Below are 15856 nucleotides of genomic sequence, written 5' to 3' on the forward strand. Positions count from 1 at the left end.
GAAATATTATGGAGATTTTTAAAATATGAATGGATTGAATTTAGCGCCTATAAAGACCGAAAGAGCCTCCTCGCTTACGTTAAAAAAGTGCTGGACAATTTTGGAGGCGAGTATGTAATTAATTTTGCCTAGGTACTTAACTGATCACTGATTAAATGCCGTGACTTTTGCCGATCACCCAATGACGACGGAAGAAGCGAGCGAGCGAGGTTTCTTCTAAGGATAAGTAAATCGGTCTTCCGTGGGGACAGGTGCGGGGATTACGGGTATTTTGCCAATCATCGAGTAAATTCTGCATTTCTTTTAAACTTAAAGCTGTACCGTTGCGGATAGCACTCCGGCAAGCGGTAGCCACCTGAGCGGTTTGTAAATCCCCCCCTAAACTTAATTCTAGTAAAGCATCAGCCCGATCCTCGCGTTCTTTGAGTAGAACAGGAATACTACGAATTGCCCAAGAGCGATCGCCAAAACTAGCAATTTCTAATCCTAAACGTTGTAATTGTTCGATTTGTCGAGTAGTTAACTGATTTAAGATGATCGGAGTATCTAACGGCACGATTTCCCAGTTATCCTCTAAACGTTCGTACAAAACCCGCTCATGGGCAATATGTTGTTCGACTAACCATAATCCGTGAGGATGTTCGGCAACTATGTAAGTTTGGTGAATTTGGGCTACTGCCTTTAATTCCAGCCGATTTTTCGGGGATTTCTCCCCTATTGTATAGGTGCTTTTTTCTTCGGCAGCCTTGAGAATTTGACTGACGCGCTGATTTTGCGCTTTTTCGGGTATATGTTCGGGATTTAGTCCTAACGCCTTGTCTATGGCTGAAATTATCTGTTCTTGCCAAAAAATGAGGTTATGCAGGTATATTTCCGCTTTGGCTGGGTGACGATTCCAATCGATCGAACGAGGGTTAAGATGTAGATGGAGAAAGCAAACGGGATAGCGATCTTTAGGGACTGTGCGAGCGAAAGCTTCAAATATTGCCTGTTCTAACTCCGATGAGCGCACCATTCGCCCATTAACAGCAATTCTAACCCAATCTGGTTGATGGCGAGAAATGCGATCGGGCAAACCAATGACTAATTCAATTTGAGCAGATTCTGCGTCAGGAGTCGTTAAGTCAAGTTTTAGGGATACTAAATCGTTCAAATGCAGAGATTTAACTAATTGGGGTAATATTTGACTGGCATCCTTACCCGGACTAATGCGTAACCAATCTTGATGATCTTGAAAAACCTGCCAAGTAATTTGGGGATGACAGAGAGCAAAATTATGAATTAAAGTCTGTATATCCTTTAATTGTTTTTTAATTGACGGTAAAGCTTGACGACGCACGGGAAAGTTACCAAAGAGATTCTCTACCGTGACGATAGTACCGATAGCTATAGGAATCGTTTCTAAATTACCCGGCTCGCCTTGGTGATTGTAAAGACAATAACAACCTAAATCATCGTCATGGCGACTGGCAACCCGCAGATGCGCCACCTGTGCGATACTGTGCAAAGCTTCACCACGGAATCCGAGACTGGTAATCTGCCAAAGATCGTCCCGTTGGCGGATTTTGCTGGTACTGTGGGCATAGCTACACAGTTGCAAATCTTCTCTAGACATTCCCCTGCCGTTATCCGATACTTGTATTCGCCAGTTTTGGGGAGATATATCGATGGTAATCCTATCTGCCCCCGCATCAATGGCATTTTCGACTAATTCTCGCACCACAGCGCCTAAAGAGTCGATTACCTCTCCTGCGGCAATTAAATCGATTACGTCTTGGGGTAAAACTTGTATGGGCAAGGTCATCAATTAATGGTTTTAGCCAAGGGCAAACTCGGTATATTGTCGCACAGGGGGCCCATGGTAAGCTAAAACGATGTCTTGTTTGGGGACTCCCCTAGCTACCAATTTATCAGCGATCGCTGCTGCTGTGCCGTCCTGCTGCACCCAGATTTTATTACTAATAATATCAACGGGAATTATACAGCCATAAATGCCCGTGCTGCTGTCCCCGTAACCGAATCAAAAAATGTTTCGGTTTTGACGGGATCACTAGGCTCTCTCAGTAGGGAATCTGATTTTTGTGAATTACTGTTTGAAAGAGTCCCCGACCGAGAAAATATTGATAGAGTATTGATTAGGAGACTAGGAAAAATTCAACTTTAAGAGGATTGTCACTGATGACAGCAGTTACCGAGAATGATCTGAAAAGGTTAGAAGATTTAATCGTTAGCGGACAGAAAGCGATCGAATCCCGACTAACAGCGATCGAGTCCCGACTGACAAACCTAGAAAATGGACAGAAAGCGATCGAGAACAGTCTAGGAGAAATTAAAGGAGATATTAAGGCCTTAGATGCCAAAGTTATGGGACTAGAAAAGCGGGTTGACGATCTTAACGCACGAGTCAACATTACGACCATTGGATTCCTTAGCATTGTCGGCATTTTGGTGACAGGAATGCTGACTATTGCAGCAAAACAGTCTTTTTCCCCTAGTCCCTAGAATGATACTAAATCCTGTGTAAAAGGTATAGGAGAGTAGGTGAGTGCCAAAGCACTGGAGCGTGGAAAAACAATCGATAACTTGGCAGTTAATCACACTATTAAAAACGGATTTGGTGTAAGACGGCCTAAATAAGTCGATATATGGTTCTGCTCGCTGTCTATGCCGGGGAGAAATCCCTCTGGCATTTCTCCAGTGCGGAATGTAGGCTAAAAATTGGCCCAGTCAGGAAATCTTGATGTTAAATTCCCCAAAAATTGCGCTAGGATCGGCTTCATAGCACAGGAAAGGCGATCGAGTGGGATAACCGATCCTGTGGCTTGAGAAGGTGACTGTATAATTGTTAGAGTGTCAATAGATCAATTCCAGAGGAATCATGAGCAATATCCAAGATAAAATTCAAGAAGAGCTAGAAAACGCCAGAGCCGTCTGTAGTACGGAAGGTGCCACCTCTGGCGAATGCGCCGCCGCTTGGGATGCGGTGGAAGAATTACAAGCAGAAGCCGCTCACCAACGTCAGGACCACCCCCAAAAAACCTACTTCGAAAATTATTGTGATTCTAATCCCGATGCCGCCGAGTGTCGCATTTATGAAGATTAATGCAGTCAGGCAGCGGTTTTTTCTCTCCTCACAGTAGAATCCTAGCTTTAGGGCGATCTCAGCTATAAAGGGATCGCCCCTCGTTTTTTTGTTTGTTGGTCAAGCTGTGGCCGATTTTGGCTCCTGCGTCCGAAGACAGTAAAATATTGACAGTGTAATTATGTCTGAATAGTTTATGAATCAACTTTGGTTTCGTCCTCTCGTTTGGATAGATTATCGTTTAGCCGTCCTATTTACGGTGATTATTCCGGCAATTTTGTTAATTTGGTCTTTATTTGCAAAAATCGAATCATTACAAAAATTGTTGATTATCTATTGGCGAGTGGCTAGTCTTTTATTAATTACTGTATATTTAATGATCGCTTCCTGGCCGATTGGTTTTGTTACCAGTTTTTTAGCTAAGATTTTAATCCCGATTTCCCTCTGGTTTTGGGTGGATATTAACGATGAAATTAAAGATTTACCCTCCAGTCCAATTAAATTTGTCACCACTGCTTGGCGTTGGGCAGTAACGATTTATTGTCCTTTGGGCGCAATTTCTACCTTACCTTTTCTCTCCTGTGCTATGTCAGGGGAATTGCTAAATTCTCCCTATTGTCAAGTTTGGCAGGAAGCACCTTGGCAGTTTCGCGAGATTTTTCATTCAGAAGCTACCGCTAATGTTTTGGGCTTTTTTGGTTTAGTTGGTCTCTCTTTTTATACTCTCTATTTTGCCCATTTTCTTCTTATTCGCCTTGGCAAACAGGGACGTTCAGCTTTACAATAGGAGGTCTTTAGCTATCGATAATTAGCCATTTTTCTATGAATATTGGTAAACAACTCGAACAATACACCCTCAAAAATCCCCAAGAGGTTTTATTAGTGACTATTGCTGTGGATGGGGAGGAGGAAGAAATCTCTATTTTTAAAGGTTTTTCTAGTTCCCTTACCCGCAGCACCCCCTACGATCCCGATATTCCGATCATTCCTGAAACTGCTAGAGTTATTAAGATAGATCGTCTTGCTAGTCCTTATCATCCCCTTAATCCTCGCTATATCCAAGAAAATCTTACCTTAGAGGAAATGCAATCTTTACTGATTAATTGAAACGGTAATTTTGCTTGGATAATATCAGCACCCATCTCGATGGATTTAACAGCTTTTATTTACCATCCATAAACTTTGTCTATCTAGACAAGAGGTAAATTTTGCGGCGTTTTAGTGGTAAAATTACCAAAGAACAATAATCGCTGCCAGTATTCAAGCTGTCAAAGTGGATTTCATCCTCGGTATCGATCGAGAACAATCAAAAAACTGGAGAATAATCTGGAGAATCTATGCAACTTAAACAATCTAACCAAGAACTGTTACAAATTGAGTATTTAGCCACCGGTGCCACGGGACAAAACATGGTTAAAGATGATGGCAAAGATGTGATTGAAGGATTAACTAAAACCCCCAAAAGTTTACCATCTAAATATTTTTATGATCGGCAAGGTTCGCAACTTTTTGAAGAAATCTGTCAATTGCCAGAATATTATCCCACTAGGACAGAAACCGCTATTCTCCAAGAATATGCTCAAGAAATTGTCGCCTATACAGGAGCCTGTGAATTGATCGAATTAGGTAGTGGTAGTTCCACGAAAACTCGTCTGTTATTGGACGCTTACTATCAGCAACAAAAATCCTCTAAATATGTACCTATCGATGTTAGTGAAACTATTCTCCAAGCTAGTGCCATAGAATTACAAAAAGAATATCCTAATTTACTTATTCAGGGGTTAATTGGAACCTATGAACAGGCCCTAGCCTATTATCAAAATGCTTCCGATAATACCAGAATGATTTTTTTCTTGGGAAGTTCGATCGGTAATTTTTCTGCGGCTGAATGTGATAAATTCTTAGAAGAAATTGCCACTGTCTTAAAAGCTGGAGATTATTTTTTATTAGGGATTGATCTCCAAAAACCAGCGGCAATTCTAGAAGCAGCTTATAATGATGCCCAAGGGGTGACAGCAGCTTTTAATTTAAATATGCTTTCCCATTTAAATTGGCGTTTTCAAGCTGATTTTAACCTTGATTTATTTAGTCATCAAGCTATCTATAATCAAGACAAATCCCAAATTGAAATGTATTTAATTTGTCAAAAAACTCACCATGTTCATCTTAAAAAACTCGATTTAACAGTTAATTTTCAAGCATCAGAAAGTATTTTGACAGAAATTTCGCGTAAATTTAACCTAGAAACTATGGAAAAAGACCTAGAATCAAAGGGATTAAAACCGCTTAGGGTTTTCACCGATCCTGAAAATTTATTCGGGTTAATTCTCTGTCAGTTATACCTGTAAATAACGAAAACATTATCATCAGTAATAGAGGCATAAAAACATGGAAAAGATTCAAGCACAGGCTCCTATCTCTCTAAGTAACTGTAGTCGAGAAAATATACTGGACTATTTTGAAAATGCTTGGCAATTAGAAGATATGCTGTTAAAAAGCATCATCAAAGAAGAAGCTTTTTATTGTAACCCTGACGATTTAAGAAATCCCCTCATCTTTTATTTAGGTCATGCCGCCGCTTTTTATCTGAATAAATTGCAGCTGGTTAACCTATTAAAAAAAAGCCCTAATCCTGACTACGAATTATTGTTTGGAGTGGGAGTAGATCCGGCAACTCCCGCAGAATTAAACTCTGCTATCGCCCATATTCAGTGGCCCGGGGTGGCTAAGGTTTGGGAATATCGGCAACAAGTCTATGAAATTGTGGTCGAAATAATTAAAAATACCCCCCTTAATCTTCCTATTCATCCTCAGCATTCTCTCTGGTCATTAATGATGGGAATTGAGCATCAGCGTGTTCACTTTGAAACATCTTCAATGTTACTCAGACAACTGCCCTTAGATTGTCTGCAACGTCCTTCAGGTTGGCATTATGCCCCTGCTTTTGGTCAAGCTAGTCCTAATCAAATGGTGGCGGTTTCTGGGGGAATAGTAGAAATTGGTAAACCCCAAGATTCTCCTGTTTATGGTTGGGACAACGAGTATGGTTATCGCCAAGTTCAAGTTAACAATTTTCTGGTGAGTAAATATATGATTACCAACGGAGAATTTAAAGAATTTGTCCATAATGGTGGCTACGAAAATCCCAGTTATTGGGATGAAGAAGCTTGGCAATGGAAAAATCATTATCGAGTCAAATATCCTAAATTTTGGCTGGTAGATGAGCGAGGAAATTATCAATATCGAGCCATGTTTGATGCTCTCGATTTACCTCTTGATTGGCCGGTAGAAGTGAACTATTATGAAGCGATCGCTTACTGTCGTTTTCAAGGTCAAGGAATACGTTTAATGACGGAAGCTGAGTGGAATTTAGTCACCTATGGCAGTCAAAAAAATCGATGTTATACCCTAGAAAACGATAAATTTGATGACTATAACCTCAATTTAAAATTCTGTTCTCCCACTCCCGTGGGAATGTTAAAAAATACGGGCAATAACTCAGAAATTTATGACTTACGCGGTAACGTCTGGGAATGGCTAGAAGATGATTTTAATCCCTTAACTGACTTTCAACCCCATTACCTCTATGCTGACAATTCCACTCCTTTCTTTAATAGTCAACATAAAATGATGTTAGGAGGAGCTTGGGTGACTAACGGCACAGAAATCCTACCCTACTATCGCAATTGGTTTCGCCGGAATTTTTATCAACACGCTGGTTTTAGAATCGCGCAAAGTCTTTAGGTAGGGTGTGGGGTGTAGGGTGTGGGGTGTAGGGTGTGGGGTTTTATCGATTTTCAGGGAAAAAGTGCCTAAAATTTCCCTGCGATTACTCTAAGAGTCGGCACTTTTTGATGTCAAAAAAGCCTAAAGATATTATTCAACAAGGTTTTTTAGATTTATGCAGGCAACCCTAGGTAATTGCCAATTTCAAGAAAAATTTTTCGGAAAAGTCGTCCCTCGATCGCTACAATAGAACCTAATAGAATGCCGATAAACTCGATCGCCATGAATCAACCTGCAATTTTTCATCTCGCTATTCCGATTACCGATGTGTCCACCGCTAAAAGCTTTTACTGTGATGGTTTAGGTTGTTTAGCGGGAAGGGAAACCGAGAAAGCGATTATCTTAAATTTCTATGGTCATCAGGTAGTCGCTCACGTCACCGAAATGCCTCTTACTCCGCAAAATAGCATTTATCCTCGCCATTTTGGTCTAATTCTGCCGGATGCCAGCGATTGGGACAATCTTCTCGCACAAGCGCGAGTCAATCAACTAAAATTTTATCTAGAACCAAAAACTCGCTTTACTGGGGAGATAACCGAACATAAAACCTTTTTCCTGGAGGATCCTTTCTATAATCTCCTGGAATTTAAACATTATCGCCACTACGAAGCTATTTTTGCCAGTCGGGAATTAACAGCGATCGGCGATCGAGCTTAAAATAAACAACAGGTGACTTTTTGTAACTGGTTAGTCCTATCTTCAACTGCGACAAAAACAGGGGAACTTCGCTCAGATTTTCTCATCAAAACTAAAAAAACCTTGGCTGGCAATGATCAATTCTTAGGAAATCTATGAAAAAAATTTTATTGTTAACCCTATTCATTATCGGTCTAGGATTTGCTCTCTTTAACTTTACTGGATTAGCAAATCGTGGCGAATATCAATCAATTTTGATCGACTTTAAAGACGATATACCCGTCAGCGTCCTCGATGAGCAGTTAAATGCTATCAACAAAAAAGCGGGAAAAACCACCAGTTTAAATAGTATTTTTTCCATCGATGAACATCTTTACATTATCGATGGAGATAGCAAACTCCTGAAAAATCTCCGCAATTCCGACCTAAAAAAATACACCGAATCGATCGAACCCGATTATATTTATCATGCTTTTATCGCCCCCAATGACCCCGACTATAGCAAACAGTGGAACCTGAGGGGAATTAACATCGAACGCGCTTGGGAAGAAAATCACGGTGAAGGGATCACCGTCGCTGTTATTGATACAGGTGTATCAATAGTTCCCGATCTGCGAGAAACCGAGTTTGTCGAAGGCTACGACTTCGTCAACGATCGCAGCAATGCCGAGGACGATAACGGTCACGGAACCCATGTAGCGGGAACAATTGCCCAATCGACCAATAATAACTACGGGGTAGCCGGCATCGCCTACAAAGCCAAAATTATGCCCCTCAAGGTGCTTTCCGGGACGGGTGGGGGAACCGTGGGAGATATTGCCGAAGCGATCCGTTTTGCCGTCGATAATAAAGCCGATGTCATCAATATGAGTTTAGGGGGTGGAGGGGAAACCCAAGTAATGAAAGAGGCGATCGAATATGCCTATAGTAAAGGTGTGGTAATCGTCGCCGCTGCCGGTAATGCCGATGATAATTCCGCCGCCTATCCCGCCCGTTTTCCGCACGTTATCGGCGTTTCTGCGGTAGATGCCTCCGGAAATAAAGCCCCCTATTCTAATTTCGGGGCCGGAATCGATATTGCTGCCCCAGGCGGCTCCGATACGGGTAAAATTGTCCAAGAAACCATCGATCCGGCTAAGGGGGGGGAACCGGCGTTCCTCGGTTTTCAGGGAACCAGCATGGCTGCCCCTCACGTTGCCGGGGTGGTAGCTTTAATCAAGGCTGCGGGAATTAAAGAACCCAATGCAGTTTTAGAGGTTTTGCAACAGTCGGCCCGTAAGATCAAGGATGATCCCTTTAATCATTTTGGGGCCGGACAATTAGACGCGGGCAATGCCCTACAATTGGCCCTGAAAGGACAGATTACTTTCCGGGATTTTTGGCGTTGGTTGCGCGATAACGGTTATCTCAATCCCCGTTTCTGGATTGATGGCGGCGCGGTGGCGGTTTTGCCCAAAATGGCCATGGTTTTGGGTTCTTATCTTCTTGCTTGGTGGCTAAGAAGTTATTTTCCCTTCTCCTGGAACGGATTTTTGAATGCTGGTCTAATTTTTGGCAGTTCTGGCTTATTTTTCCTCAGAGGTCTTTATATCTTCGATTTACCTCAATGGCCTTTCCGAGTGATGGGGAGTTCTCTTTCAGACCTAGGAGGTGTTATTCAGGGAAGTTCTGCCCTTAATCCGCTTTTTGCCAGTGTTATCCTGCCCTTTGTCCTGATTGCTCTGCTTTTGGGTCATCCCCGTGCAAAATGGTTAGCGGTGGGGGTATCTTTAGCTATGGCGGTGACTTTAGGTATCAGTGCTGTTATCCATCCTACTCTGATCTGGTTAGGTTCTGGTACGATCGCTCAGGCATTTTTGGGCGTAAATGCGCTTTTATGTCTCGGTTTAGGTTATTTAGCCCTAAAAAGTGCTACTTCCTCCCGATACGCTTAAACAGGGGTTACAATGGGACAACAAAGGTGATTTACCGTTCAAAACCTCTTTGGTTTTGGTATCTTCCTTTTGTTTTGCATTGAGTTCTCCTACAACAGCAGCCTCGGACATTAACCGAGGTTTTTTCTTTATGGTGTATGTTAGTTTCTAAGGGTTTTTTGGGAATCCCCAATCCCTATCTCGAAAGTTTCCCCCAATACCCCCTCGAATCATCGAGTTTATCTATTGTCTCTTTTCTAAGGTGTCTATCGTGTCAAATCATAAAATTCTCGTTATCGATGACAGTAAAGTGATCAGGATGCACGTTCGCGATATGTTACCAGAGGGTAACTTTGAATTTCTCGAAGCTAAAGACGGATTAGAGGGTTATAATCTCATCCGTACCGAAAACCCGAATTTGATTATTTTGGACTTCCTTCTCCCGAAAATGAGCGGTTGGGAGGTGTTTCAGCAAATCCAAACCGAAGATAATCTCAAAAGTATCCCCCTAGTGTTAATGTCGGGACGGAAAGAGGAGGTAGTAGAGAAAATCCCCGAACCTTTCCAGCATTTTGCCTTTATTGAGAAGCCTTTCGACCAAAAACAATTGGTACAAGCGATTAAAGAAGCGAGGGCTAAGGCCAAACAATATTCCCCCAAACCAACAGTTTTTAGCCCGAAACTAGAGGAACTCACCGGGGATTATAGCACCGATATTCAGACTCTCCAGTCCCAAATTGCCCAAATGCAAACAGAAATGGAAACTATGAAGAAACAAATGTCTCAATTAGTGGCTTTTATTAAGAAAAAACTGGCCTAGAACTATTCATCCCGATTTTTGATGACTTGGGCAAGCAGTTATCCTTATCTGGCGGTGCCAATCTCTGGCTAATCTCCTATCCCTTTTAAACAGGATTTAGGATAATATGAAGTAGTCTTTATTTGGTGAGTGACTAATACTAAATCCGTTGAGTATAGGCTACTTATAGAGGGGAGGCAAAAGGCAACAGGCAAAAGGCAAAAGGGGAAATAAATAATCAGTTTTTAATAACCAGATTTAGTATTAAGCTAAACGGCTTTTACTTCGGATCACCGATATAGACTCCAAAAGGGTTATAGCTATTGGATCATGCAGGTTAAGCGCCGTTTAGCTTAATTCACTGATAACTAGGGCTTGCTGAATAATGGTAAAACCCTTTTAAAATAAGGCTTTTGACCTGTTAAAATCCGATGTTCATGCTGCGAAAATAGGATTGGGACATTCAAAAACCTTGCATTATTCTTGATGCAGTACATAAGTTGGTACAAAAAGAAGGATAACAAAGCCTGAAACGACTGGCTACTGACGACCGACGACCGACTCCTAACCCCACCAATAGACTTTTTAAGCAAACCCTAACTAATTATGAATTGGCAAGAAATAGCAGGTAATTGGGTTTTTCTCCCCCGTCGTCCCCGGGGTATCATTCACTTTTTAGGGGGGGCATTTGTGGCGGCGGCCCCGAATATTACCTATCGTTGGTTATTAGAAAGTCTTGGGAATTCAGGATACGCTATTGTTGCTACTCCCTTTGTTAATACCCTCGATCATAAATCGATCGCCCGCACAGTTTTAAACCGTTTTGATAATATTATTGAACGTCTGCGCTGGAATCATAGTCTGCCCCAAGGTTATCTCCCCATCTACGGATTGGGTCACAGTATGGGGTGTAAACTACATTTATTAATCGGTAGTCTCTACGAAGTGGAACGGGCGGGAAATATCCTCATTTCCTTTAATAATTATCCCATTCGTCGAGCTATTCCCTTTATTGAACCTTTGCAAATTGACACCACTTTTAACCTCGAATTTACCCCTTCCCCCGAAGAAACAAACGAGTTAATTTTCCAAGATTATGCCATTCGTCGCAATCTTTTAATCCGTTTTCAAGACGACACGATCGATCAATCTCTGGTATTAAATCCCCTGCTAAAAAAACGCTTTAATGATTTAATTGCCCTGCGAACTCTCCCGGGCAATCATCTCACTCCCTTGAGTCAAGATGTCAGTTGGCAAACCGGAGAAGTATTCACTCCCCTCGATGCGATCGGCCAATGGTTAAAACAGGGACTTGCCCGGGATAATTCCCGTCTCAAAGATGAGATTCTCCAGTGGTTAAATCCCGTCCTTCCCGCCTCTCGTTAGCTTTCCTCTAGATTAATCCCCAGGGCCCGTAATTGCGCCTCTAAGCAGGCTAATTTTGCCTCAGCTTCCCGGGCCCGTTGACGTTCCTGTTGGGCTTGCTGTTCGGCGGCATTGGCTCGTTGTTCGGCTAATTCAGCTTTTTGCTTGATTTCTAGGGTGGTCAAAAACCGCGAGCCATCGGGATAAAAAATAGCTAACTGGGGACTCTCCAGTTGAAAACGAATCTGTAGAAGCGGACTCTGCCAATTATCGATCGCGGGAATCATCTCCAATTGATCACCCCTTCGCCACCAACCCTGTAGATAATTAGCATCGGGATCATAGAGATAATATTCTTCTACGCCAAAACGCTGATAAAATTGCCATTTTCGGCGCATTTCCGCTTTAGTGTTGCCTGGAGAGAGAATTTCAAAGACCACCTGCGGCGCAATCTGGTTTTCTAACCATTGCTTATAGGAACCTCGATCGCCCTTGGGTCTGCCAAACACCACCATAGCATCCGGCGCTTGACAGGTTTTATTATCCCCCTCGACCGGATACCACAACAGATCGCCGGCGATAAACACATTGTCATTGTCTGCGAATAAACATTCGAGATTTTCCTTGATCGTCACAATCCAGCGAAACTGTTTGGTATTATCGGCCATCGGTTTACCATCACTATCGGGATAGATAATCTCCGACCCAGAGAAACATATCGCCTTGATCATCGTTCTACTCCCTAGCGTAATAACTATAACTAGAGATTATGACATCAACAAAGGGAGAATTGATAGCGGCAGTGTTAGAACAAGTAACAAATAAGATGGGAACTCCTCGACAAATAGTGTCCGACCACGGCAGGGATTTATACAGAGGAATCCAATTATATTAGGAGAAAAATCCAGAAGTTGCTCACACTTATGAGGTAACTCATCAGATGGCATTGATTTTAAAGTCAGAACTGGAAAAAGATGAACAATATCAGTCATTTGTCAAAAAATGTCATCAGTGTCGTCAAGAGATACAACAAACCGAATTATTGTTTTTTATGCCGCCTTGTCAACGGACAAAATCTCGTTATTTTAACTTAGATAGTCTCATATATTGGGCAGATAAAGTCTTAAAATATAAAAAAAAGCAAGACTTTAGCTTGATTGATAAACGCCAGGAAATAGACAGGGTCAATTTAGTCGATTTGTTGTTGATTCTGGATCAGGAAAAAATCAAAAGCTTATCTTTTTTACCCGTGAAAAACTATAGCAGTCAAGAAAAATTAAACTCGGCCTTATATCAGCATTTTGGTGAAACGATAAGCGAAGAAGAGAAAGAAAGCATTCTTCGGGTCGCAGATAAAGGTAGAAGAAGATTTCAAGACAAGTTGGACTGGCTCCTAGACTATCAAGATTCTCTCCCTGTCTGGGCTACCATCTTGGCTATGACCCGAAGTCTTGAAGCTCAAATCAAACATCAGGGGTTAACTCAAACATCTTTATCTCAATGGGATAAGCTTTTTCCCCAGTCTTCCCTTCCCGAAAATCTTATCCCTATTTACCAGAAAATACAGCGTTATTTGTTAGAACAAACTTCTACTATCCCAGAAGGTGAGATATTTCTGGGAACTTCCGATGTCATTGAATCTATCTTTGGTAAGTATAAGCTTTTTTCGCAAAGATGTCCTATAAACGAACTGGGGGTTATGGTTTTAACAATAGTGCTAGTAACTACCGATTTCACTGTCAATTTGATTAAAGAGGCGTTGGAAACTATCAGGTCGAAGGATGTTAATATTTGGCAAGAGCAAGTTTTTGGACAATCCACTCTTTCTAAAAGAAAAGTTGTTTTTTCCTCCTGACAAATTTTGACAGAAAAAGTGCATGATTTATTTTCCTTGATTTTCCCGTATATTCAACACCCTACCCTTGCCGCCCCGACGTCGGGGGGGCAAGGGTAGGGTGGGGGAGATTCAGCTAATCTAAGGATAGGCGGTTAAAATGCGTCTTAGCTTAGTGCTAACCTAACTCCCCGCAGCACAGGAATCGGCGAAAATTACACAGGGAATCCCCACATGACTAATGGGAACAATATAGGTTTCTGTGGGGGGAAATAAAGCGACAACGTGGGGAACGGGACGGGGAGTATAATGCACTTGCGATTGACCTTGATAAGCGAGGGAGGTGCTTGCTCCTGAGTCTAACATCACTGCGTCCCGAAAACCTGCCTGTACTAATAATTCTCCCAAAGCCATCGAATCGATCGGCTCTCTGGAAACCCCGATAACTGGCTGTCCTGCCTGATTAATCCCCCAAAAAGCCCGGTGACGCAGGGCATCAAAACCGTAAAGTGTACCAAAGGATTCCCGCGGTTGTGGTTGTCCATCTTTGACTAACCAAGCGGCCGCGACAAAAGCATCCGTAACCTTGAGATCATCTCCAGCCTCCGCTGCAATTCCTTCTAGGGTATTATGACGGGCAGGATCAAAGGGAAGATAACGCACCCATCGCTCGGTAATGATTACTAAAGGACGACCCTCTAACTTGTCGATTTCTCCCTCATATCCCGGTATAAAGCCGCCATTTTCGCTTAAAACCGGCCCGATCATCTGATTTGAGTCCAATTCCTTGAGAGAGAAAAAACCGCCATCTACAGCCGCGATCGCTTCTGTACCGGCGATAATTTCCTCCACTTGATAACGACTATCAGCGTGGATGGTTTTGGGAATCCCGCCACTAATCAGAACAAGTGTATTAGTTGAAAATTCCACTTCCCGTTTTTGGATGGTGGTGGCAAAGTTAAAACCGCCATCCCTACGGGGTAAGGGATCACCTCCCCAAGCTTGCGGTACAACTTCTCGCGTGCGCGATTGCCCAAAGCGTCCAATCGTGAGTAAATCGGGGGATTGTCCCGCAAAATGTTCATCGAGGTCATTCATCGATAAAGCCGCCCGATAACCCGCTTTTTTGACGAATTCCTTCACTCGATCATCTGCCTTCCCTTCCGGATAGGTGAAATAATTAATCGGAATGCCCAATTCTTTTTCTAAGATTTGTTTCGATTGCTTGACTTCCTGCTCCAAATCTGCATCGGACAATAATCTTAAATCCCGGGGATGACTAACACTATGGGAGACAATTTGTACTAGAGGATCGGCGGCCATTTCCCGGAGTTGTTGCCAAGTGACACTGGTTCTGCCAGTTTTTTGAGCCATTTTATTGATATAAATCGAGAAAACAGCAGGATAGTTATATTTTCTCAATAAAGGATAGACATACTGGTAATGTCCCCCATAACCATCATCAAAAGTCAATAAAACCGGTTTAGCGGGAAGGGGGATCCCTGTCCGCAGATGGGAAATTAACCAATCGATACTGATGGGAGTTGCCCCGATTTCCTGCAAAAATTGAAAATGTGCCTCTAATTCGGCGGGAGTAACGTCAAAAAATACCTCTTTTTTTGGTAAAATGTCGTGATACATTAAAATCGGCACTTTTGTCTCTTGAGCGCGGGGATGAATTTCCGGCCAGGGTGCTAATTCGATCGCTGTTGCCGAGTTATTTTGCCAATTATCGAGACTAATATCGTTTTTTTGGAGAGATAGGGGGAGAATCACGCGATCAGAGAGGTTTTTATAGGTTTTACAGTCAAAAACTCTCGATATATCCTTAAAAGAACTATTTTCTAGGACATAATCCGCGCATTCCGGTTGAAACTCCCTAAAAGGTGCGGGGAGAGAATCACCCCCCACCAGAGCATTAGAACGAGGATAGAGAGAAATTGCCCAAATAATCAGACAAGTGACGATAAATGCCAAAAATCCGTATAGGGGAAACAAGGGAAACGAAGATTTTTGCCGAGCTTGCCAACGCATAGGATTAAGTAATAAAGTAAAAAGTAAAAAAGAAAAAGTAAAAAAGCAGATAGTCCCTGATTTACCGAAAAAAACTGCTTTTTATCTAGATTTTTGGCTTTTGTTTTCTCGTCAGCAAAGCCCACTGATTACAAGCTGAGTTTCCCTATAATCCGTTCCCTTGTCAAGTTTTCTAGAACACCCTCATCAGTTATCAGTTATCAGTTATCAGTTATCAGTTATCAGTGAGCAGTGAGCAGTGAGCAGTGAGCAGATTTGAGTTTTCAGTGGACAGTGGTAATCAGTGAGCAGTTGTCAATAGACTGCCTTTATTGATTCTCCCTATTTCCCCATTTCCCCATTTGCCCATCACCCCACACCCCACAACCCAAACCCCCCAACCCAAAACCCAAAACCGATAAAGGTAT

At 42.3% G+C, this 15856-nt stretch carries 15 protein-coding genes and 1 pseudogene; 12 read left to right on the forward strand and 4 right to left on the reverse strand.

Going from position 1 to position 15856, the window contains the following annotated elements:
- Positions 1 to 132, forward strand: a pseudogene (locus O9332_RS15500) (IS630-like element ISMae24 family transposase); the annotation flags it as partial.
- A 19-nt stretch (positions 133 to 151) separates the two neighbouring features.
- On the opposite strand, the gene mutL reads toward O9332_RS15500, so the two are convergent.
- A complete protein-coding gene (gene mutL, locus O9332_RS15505; RefSeq protein WP_004159298.1) occupies positions 152 to 1804 on the reverse strand; it encodes a DNA mismatch repair endonuclease MutL in 1653 nt (550 codons plus the stop codon).
- A 12-nt stretch (positions 1805 to 1816) separates the two neighbouring features.
- Positions 1817 to 1945, reverse strand: a complete 129-nt coding sequence (locus O9332_RS15510; RefSeq protein ID WP_004159297.1) for an element excision factor XisI family protein — start codon at positions 1943 to 1945, stop codon at positions 1817 to 1819.
- Positions 1946 to 2178: 233 nt separating this feature from the next.
- Between O9332_RS15510 and O9332_RS15515 the strand changes: the two genes are divergently transcribed.
- From O9332_RS15515 to O9332_RS15560, 10 genes are all read left to right on the forward strand, one after another.
- Entirely contained in the window at positions 2179 to 2502 is a 324-nt protein-coding gene (locus O9332_RS15515) for a hypothetical protein (protein ID WP_004159295.1), read from the forward strand.
- Between the two features lie 376 nt (positions 2503 to 2878).
- A complete protein-coding gene (locus O9332_RS15520; protein WP_002781201.1) occupies positions 2879 to 3103 on the forward strand; it encodes a Calvin cycle protein CP12 in 225 nt (74 codons plus the stop codon).
- Positions 3104 to 3278: 175 nt separating this feature from the next.
- Positions 3279 to 3869, forward strand: coding sequence for a DUF3177 family protein (locus O9332_RS15525; protein WP_004162903.1), 591 nt, complete (start codon positions 3279 to 3281; stop codon positions 3867 to 3869).
- A 35-nt stretch (positions 3870 to 3904) separates the two neighbouring features.
- Positions 3905 to 4189, forward strand: a complete 285-nt coding sequence (locus O9332_RS15530; protein WP_004159286.1) for a DUF7734 family protein — start codon at positions 3905 to 3907, stop codon at positions 4187 to 4189.
- A 230-nt stretch (positions 4190 to 4419) separates the two neighbouring features.
- Positions 4420 to 5430 carry an L-histidine N(alpha)-methyltransferase gene (gene egtD, locus O9332_RS15535; RefSeq protein ID WP_288026310.1) on the forward strand — a complete coding sequence of 337 codons (1011 nt, stop codon included), beginning with the start codon at positions 4420 to 4422 and terminating at the stop codon, positions 5428 to 5430.
- Positions 5431 to 5470: 40 nt separating this feature from the next.
- Positions 5471 to 6826, forward strand: coding sequence for a 5-histidylcysteine sulfoxide synthase (ovoA, locus tag O9332_RS15540; protein ID WP_288026312.1), 1356 nt, complete (start codon positions 5471 to 5473; stop codon positions 6824 to 6826).
- A 264-nt stretch (positions 6827 to 7090) separates the two neighbouring features.
- A complete protein-coding gene (locus O9332_RS15545) occupies positions 7091 to 7525 on the forward strand; it encodes a VOC family protein (protein WP_002758152.1) in 435 nt (144 codons plus the stop codon).
- Positions 7526 to 7659: 134 nt separating this feature from the next.
- Positions 7660 to 9438, forward strand: coding sequence for a S8 family peptidase (locus O9332_RS15550; protein WP_288026314.1), 1779 nt, complete (start codon positions 7660 to 7662; stop codon positions 9436 to 9438).
- Positions 9439 to 9688: 250 nt separating this feature from the next.
- Complete coding sequence (locus O9332_RS15555; protein WP_002758146.1) at positions 9689 to 10237, forward strand: response regulator; 549 nt, start codon at positions 9689 to 9691, stop codon at positions 10235 to 10237.
- 585 nt (positions 10238 to 10822) lie between these two features.
- Positions 10823 to 11602, forward strand: coding sequence for a DUF1350 family protein (locus O9332_RS15560; RefSeq protein ID WP_002758145.1), 780 nt, complete (start codon positions 10823 to 10825; stop codon positions 11600 to 11602).
- Here O9332_RS15560 and O9332_RS15565 read toward each other — a convergent pair.
- On the reverse strand, positions 11599 to 12312 hold the full coding sequence (locus O9332_RS15565; protein WP_002758144.1) for a Uma2 family endonuclease: 714 nt from the start codon (positions 12310 to 12312) through the stop codon (positions 11599 to 11601). The two genes, O9332_RS15560 and O9332_RS15565, sit on opposite strands and share 4 nt — an antisense overlap.
- 209 nt (positions 12313 to 12521) lie before the next feature.
- Between O9332_RS15565 and O9332_RS15570 the strand changes: the two genes are divergently transcribed.
- Positions 12522 to 13436, forward strand: a complete 915-nt coding sequence (locus O9332_RS15570; RefSeq protein ID WP_288026317.1) for a hypothetical protein — start codon at positions 12522 to 12524, stop codon at positions 13434 to 13436.
- Between the two features lie 162 nt (positions 13437 to 13598).
- On the opposite strand, the gene O9332_RS15575 is transcribed toward O9332_RS15570, so the two are convergent.
- The gene (locus tag O9332_RS15575) at positions 13599 to 15449 is read right to left on the reverse strand and encodes a polysaccharide deacetylase family protein (RefSeq protein WP_002758142.1); all 1851 of its coding nucleotides are present in this window, start codon (positions 15447 to 15449) and stop codon (positions 13599 to 13601) included.
- Positions 15450 to 15856: the final 407 nt, after the last annotated feature.

This window comes from Microcystis sp. LE19-10.1B (genome assembly GCF_027530565.1).
GTDB lineage: Bacteria > Cyanobacteriota > Cyanobacteriia > Cyanobacteriales > Microcystaceae > Microcystis > Microcystis aeruginosa.

Bases quoted from the DNA above. Each gene is read 5' to 3' on its own strand.
- mutL (WP_004159298.1), bottom strand. From the start codon at position 1,804: ATGACCTTGCCCATACAAGTTTTACCCCAAGACGTAATCGATTTAATT.
- O9332_RS15515 (WP_004159295.1), top strand. From the start codon at position 2,179: ATGACAGCAGTTACCGAGAATGATCTGAAAAGGTTAGAAGATTTAATC.
- O9332_RS15520 (WP_002781201.1), top strand. From the start codon at position 2,879: ATGAGCAATATCCAAGATAAAATTCAAGAAGAGCTAGAAAACGCCAGA.
- O9332_RS15525 (WP_004162903.1), top strand. From the start codon at position 3,279: ATGAATCAACTTTGGTTTCGTCCTCTCGTTTGGATAGATTATCGTTTA.
- O9332_RS15530 (WP_004159286.1), top strand. From the start codon at position 3,905: ATGAATATTGGTAAACAACTCGAACAATACACCCTCAAAAATCCCCAA.
- egtD (WP_288026310.1), top strand. From the start codon at position 4,420: ATGCAACTTAAACAATCTAACCAAGAACTGTTACAAATTGAGTATTTA.
- ovoA (WP_288026312.1), top strand. From the start codon at position 5,471: ATGGAAAAGATTCAAGCACAGGCTCCTATCTCTCTAAGTAACTGTAGT.
- O9332_RS15545 (WP_002758152.1), top strand. From the start codon at position 7,091: ATGAATCAACCTGCAATTTTTCATCTCGCTATTCCGATTACCGATGTG.
- O9332_RS15550 (WP_288026314.1), top strand. From the start codon at position 7,660: ATGAAAAAAATTTTATTGTTAACCCTATTCATTATCGGTCTAGGATTT.
- O9332_RS15560 (WP_002758145.1), top strand. From the start codon at position 10,823: ATGAATTGGCAAGAAATAGCAGGTAATTGGGTTTTTCTCCCCCGTCGT.
- O9332_RS15565 (WP_002758144.1), bottom strand. From the start codon at position 12,312: ATGATCAAGGCGATATGTTTCTCTGGGTCGGAGATTATCTATCCCGAT.
- O9332_RS15570 (WP_288026317.1), top strand. From the start codon at position 12,522: ATGGCATTGATTTTAAAGTCAGAACTGGAAAAAGATGAACAATATCAG.
- O9332_RS15575 (WP_002758142.1), bottom strand. From the start codon at position 15,449: ATGCGTTGGCAAGCTCGGCAAAAATCTTCGTTTCCCTTGTTTCCCCTA.